The organism is Micromonospora sp. ALFpr18c, assembly GCF_008868155.1.
Taxonomy (GTDB): Bacteria; Actinomycetota; Actinomycetes; order Mycobacteriales; family Micromonosporaceae; genus Micromonospora.
The window spans coordinates 1-4,158 of the sequence record NZ_WBKR01000311.1 but is presented as its reverse complement, the minus strand read 5'-3'; the positions used below and the strand labels follow the sequence as shown (position 1 = coordinate 4,158).

Sequence of the window (4,158 nt, the reverse complement as noted above, 5' to 3'; positions counted from 1 at the left end):
CAGATGGCGAGAGGGCTGGAGACGATGAGCCGGGAACAGATGCCGCAGATGAGTGGGGCGTACCGGTGAAGGACGCAGTCGCGGCGGCACGTGCCGGCCGCCGTGTTCGCTCACCCGTGGAAGCGGCCGGACGCGTAGCCGAATCCATTTTCTCGGAATATATTACCCTGCCGCCAGGCGGCGCGTCATAGGAATAGCCATAGTCGTCAAGGGTCTTTAGAAAGAGCTGACGTCTAAGGGCGCTACCCCTAGGGTCTTGGGAGCCGCTCACGAAGTATCCAAGATCGCGCTCTGACGCATTCTTTGAATACCGCGAAGGAAGTTTATGATTGTTATTGTCGAGAAACTGTCTCAGCAGAGCGTCTCCTTCGAGTGCTTTTTTATAGCTCTCGCGGTCCAGGCTGGCAATTTGATATCTGGAGGTTGGGGCGGGCGCCAAAGGCTGACTCCACTCTGAAGCCCCCTCGGAGGGGACCGTAATGCCGCATCCCGTGTCACCTTCACGACGTATATTGGGGCCGAAATAGATTCGCCCATCCTTCTCTATTGAGTGAATTTTATATTTTGAAAGGAACGGCTTAACGTGGCCTGTGTAATCTACGAGACCTTTTTTCTCGCAGCTAGAGTTTAGCCACTTGTATAGCAAGAGCACCCCATCACCTCCACCCCTACCCGGAGGCCAAGCCTTGTGCTCTAAGATATACGCTTCCAGCTTCTTGAGTTGATTCAACTGCGATTGTCCGTACATCGTTGTGTATGTCATAGCGGAGGGATTGTCCATGGGGGCTTCTCCTTATTAGGGCCGCGACATCGGTTGATTCCCGGAGGAATCAACCGATGCCGCGGCAGCTCCAGAAATTAGACGGGGAGTGTCGCGTCGTGTTAGGCGTAATCACTGCGTTCTGGTTCTTGCTGGACCCGCCCGGCATCTGTTCCATAGCCCGGGGGGGCACCCATTGATTCTGCAGTGCTCCTCGCTCGGCCTGAACCATGCCCTTCGGATTTGATGGATCTACTTAATCCCGCCGTACCGTATTCCACGACGGGCCGATGATTCTAGGGTCCTGCAGTCATCGACGCCTCGTGCTTGTGGTCGAAGCGGCCAAGATGTCAGCGGGGCGTCCGAACCGACGGGGTGGGAGTCGTCCTCCTTTGTGGATGGTTGTGCATCTCTTACAACGAGGTATCTCGTCCGTAGGTTCACGGTGCTCTCGGCGAGCCCGGGCGTCGCGCCGGTACTGCTCGGCGGCATCGCGGCAGGCCCGCGCCCGACCCTGCAGGGTCTCGGCCTTGGCGACCGTCGCGGCGTAGCGGTTGGCCACCCGCATCGTCTCCTGGTCCACGCTGGTCATGCCCGTCCGGCCTCGCGGCGGAGCAGGGCCTGAACCTGCTCGGTGGTGAGGCCGTCGACCTGGTCGCCGCCTGAGACGCTGCGGCTGGGCCTGCGCCGCCGGCACCTGGGCAAGCTCGTCGATGTGGAGGCGACGCTGCGGCAGCTCGACTACGCCGCCCGCAACATCCGGGTGCTGGCCCGGGCCGGCGTGACCCTGACCCGCCGGCACACCGCCACACCGCCGGAGCTGGCCGCCGCGATCGGCGCGCTGACCGCCGCCGTACGGTCGGCCGGAGAGGCCCTGGCCCGCGACCTCAGCGGCGCCGACGCCGACCACCACGCGCACTCGGCCGACGCGGCGGCCCTGAAGGCGGTCCGGATCGCCGCGGGCCTGCTGCGCTCCGACCCGCCGCTGCCGGTCACCATGATTGTCGGGCAGATCCGGGCGGCCGCGATCGACCTGCTACGCGGCGTCGGCCACGACGACGTGACGGTGCTGGACCGCGTGGATGAGGCGCTCGGTCTGAGCCGGGTGTGACGCCCGGTCGGTCGACGCAGCGGTAGGACAGCCTCTGCGGGCACGCCAACGCTGCCTTCGGATCCGCCGGAGAGGTCACCCCAGCGGGTCACTGGCGAGGGCTAGCTGTTTGCCGCTCGACCGCATCAGGCGCAGGCACCCGAGCAAGCCGCAACCCGGCCAAACAGTCAGAGATGTACATGCTTGGTTGTCTGAGTAGGGTCGTGCCCGTTGTTTGTCCGATGAATTGGGGGGAACGAGTATGAGGCTGCGGACATTCGCCGCTGTCTTCACCGCGCTGGTCGGGATTGCCGCCGGCGGAATGGTCGCACCGTCCGCTGCGTACGCCGCGGACAACGGGCCGTGGGAGGTCTTTCCCGCCAGCGCTGTCGACAAGTGTCTCGAAGTCCAGGGCGGTTCGACCGCGCTCAGCGCGCAGGTCCAGGTCTACACCTGTGCAACCTGGGACGGCGGTGTCACGCCGCTACACCAGCGGTGGATATTCCGGCCCACCTCCGGTGGCTACCAGCGCATCATCAACGGCAAGACGGGAATGTGCGCGAACATCAAGGGCAGCACGGACGTCAACAGTACGAAAATCGTCCAGTACAACTGTGGTGGCAGCGGGACGCTGAACGACCAGTGGTACCCGCAGTTCGTGCGGAAAATCGGCGGGTTCGACTTCTACCAGTTCAAGAGTCGGCTGAACCCCGCGAAGTGCCTCAACGTGCAGGGCAGCACGACGTCTAACGGATCCGACCTGATCCTCTACACGTGCGCGACGACGAACAACGCCATCTTCTCCTGGACGCCGGCAGTGCAGGCGTAGGCCGCGGTGGCATTGCAGTGAACGCCAAGGGTCAGGCGCGGGATGTCCGCGCCTGACCCTTGGCGTGCGGGATACCGCGAGTTATCTGAGGAGGAACATCGCCGCGAGGGTCAGTTCGTCGCCCGTACGGGGAGTTGCCGGCGCAGCCTGACGATGACGCGCTCCGGGGCGAACCCGCTCGGTCAGCCCGTGACCCTCGTGCTCCTTCCGCTGAATCCGCTGCACCCATCGGGGTGGTCTTCTAGGCTTCGTGGGGTGCCCGGATCGGCGAGAGCGTCGCGGTGGCGCTGTACGGGCCGGCCGGTGTGCTCCTCTCGGCGGCACGGCTCTACCGCCACGTCAGTCGGATCGGGAGCTGCCGCTGACGCCGCATGATGCCCCCGGTTCTCGCCATCGGCCGAGCCCGGTTAGCGGTGAGGAGCACCGATGACCGCCAGCGAACAGCAACGCCCGGAGATCGTCGTCGGGCTGGTGGCAACTCCGCCGGACCAGCCCGCCCGGGTGGCCACGCGGCTCACCGCCGAGTTGGCCAGCGGGCTCACCGAGCGGGTGAGCGCCGACGTGCGGTGGACCATCCGGGAAGGCTGGGGAAGGTGGCGCCGCGCCGCGACGGCGGCGTTGAGGCCCTACTCGACGACGTTGCTCGACGGCGCGCCGACGACGAGTGGGACGTCGCCATCTGCCTGACCGACCTGCCACTGCACGCCGAGCGGGTGCCGCTGGTCGCGCAGACCTCCGCCCGACGCCGAGCCGCGGTCGTGTCCCTGCCCGCGCTGGGACTGCATCAGCTGCGAGCGGCCCGCTTGGCCGTTCCGGATCTGGTGAGTCGGCTTCTGAGCGACGCTCCCGACCAGCGGGTGCCGCCGGCCGGCTCGGCACCGGCCGAGACGGCACGCCAGGTTCCCGCCGTCCACCGAATGATCGGCGAGGCTGACGCCGGCGAGCGACGCTACGTCGCCTCCGGGCTGATCGGCCGGGTACGGCTGTTGGCTGGCATGGTCCGCGCCAACCGCCCGGGCGTGCTCTGCTGGGCCTGTCCAAGCTGCTGGTCGGCGCGTTCGGCACGGCCGCGTTCGCACTCACCACGGACACCATCTGGCAGATGGGCGATGCGCTCGGCGGACTCCGGCTCACCGTGATCATGCTGCTCGGGTTGGGCGCGTTGGTGGCGTGGCTGATCGTCGCGCACGACCTGTGGGAGAAACCAACCCGAGAGACACCAGCTGAGCTGGCACGGCTGTTCAACCTGGGGACGATCCTTAGAGCGACCGGCAATAGGCGTTACTTGAGTCGGCGGGTGGTGGGTCGGGTGTCCCAGCGGTAGAGCGTGCGGGCTCGTTGGATGAGTTGACGGATGGTGACGATCGCTGCGGCCAGGTACAGGTAGAAGTCGATGATCTGGGCGTTGCGGTCGGTGCAGCGGCGGATCTTGCCGAAGCCGTTCATCCAGGAGTTGGTTCTCTCCACGACCCAGCGTTT

The 4,158-nt window shown here is 65.6% G+C and carries 5 protein-coding genes and 1 pseudogene; 4 read left to right on the top strand and 2 right to left on the bottom strand.

Annotated features, from left to right (window positions below):
- Nucleotides 1-781: hypothetical protein (locus F8271_RS33590; protein ID WP_225854869.1), on the bottom strand; the 781-nt coding region annotated here is incomplete at its 3' end.
- Nucleotides 782-1,397: 616 nt separating this feature from the next.
- Between F8271_RS33590 and F8271_RS30200 the strand changes: the two genes are divergently transcribed.
- From F8271_RS30200 to F8271_RS33580, 4 genes are all read left to right on the top strand, one after another.
- Nucleotides 1,398-1,871, top strand: a complete 474-nt coding sequence (locus F8271_RS30200) for a hypothetical protein (protein WP_225854868.1) — start codon at nt 1,398-1,400, stop codon at nt 1,869-1,871.
- A 241-nt stretch (nt 1,872-2,112) separates the two neighbouring features.
- Nucleotides 2,113-2,679, top strand: coding sequence for an RICIN domain-containing protein (locus F8271_RS30195; RefSeq protein WP_151493200.1), 567 nt, complete (start codon nt 2,113-2,115; stop codon nt 2,677-2,679).
- Between the two features lie 426 nt (nt 2,680-3,105).
- Nucleotides 3,106-3,366 (top strand): hypothetical protein, encoded by a 261-nt coding sequence (locus F8271_RS33585; protein WP_225854867.1) that lies wholly within the window; start codon nt 3,106-3,108, stop codon nt 3,364-3,366.
- Complete coding sequence (locus F8271_RS33580; RefSeq protein ID WP_225854866.1) at nt 3,273-3,818, top strand: hypothetical protein; 546 nt, start codon at nt 3,273-3,275, stop codon at nt 3,816-3,818. The genes F8271_RS33585 and F8271_RS33580 overlap by 94 nt, the downstream gene beginning before the upstream one ends.
- Nucleotides 3,819-3,960: 142 nt before the next feature.
- Here F8271_RS33580 and F8271_RS30185 read toward each other — a convergent pair.
- Nucleotides 3,961-4,158, bottom strand: a pseudogene (locus F8271_RS30185) (IS5/IS1182 family transposase); the annotation flags it as partial.

What these genes read in the sequence shown, in the direction of transcription:
- F8271_RS33585 (WP_225854867.1), top strand. Translation starts at nt 3,106, where the DNA reads ATGACCGCCAGCGAACAGCAACGCCCGGAGATCGTCGTCGGGCTGGTG.
- F8271_RS30195 (WP_151493200.1), top strand. Translation starts at nt 2,113, where the DNA reads ATGAGGCTGCGGACATTCGCCGCTGTCTTCACCGCGCTGGTCGGGATT.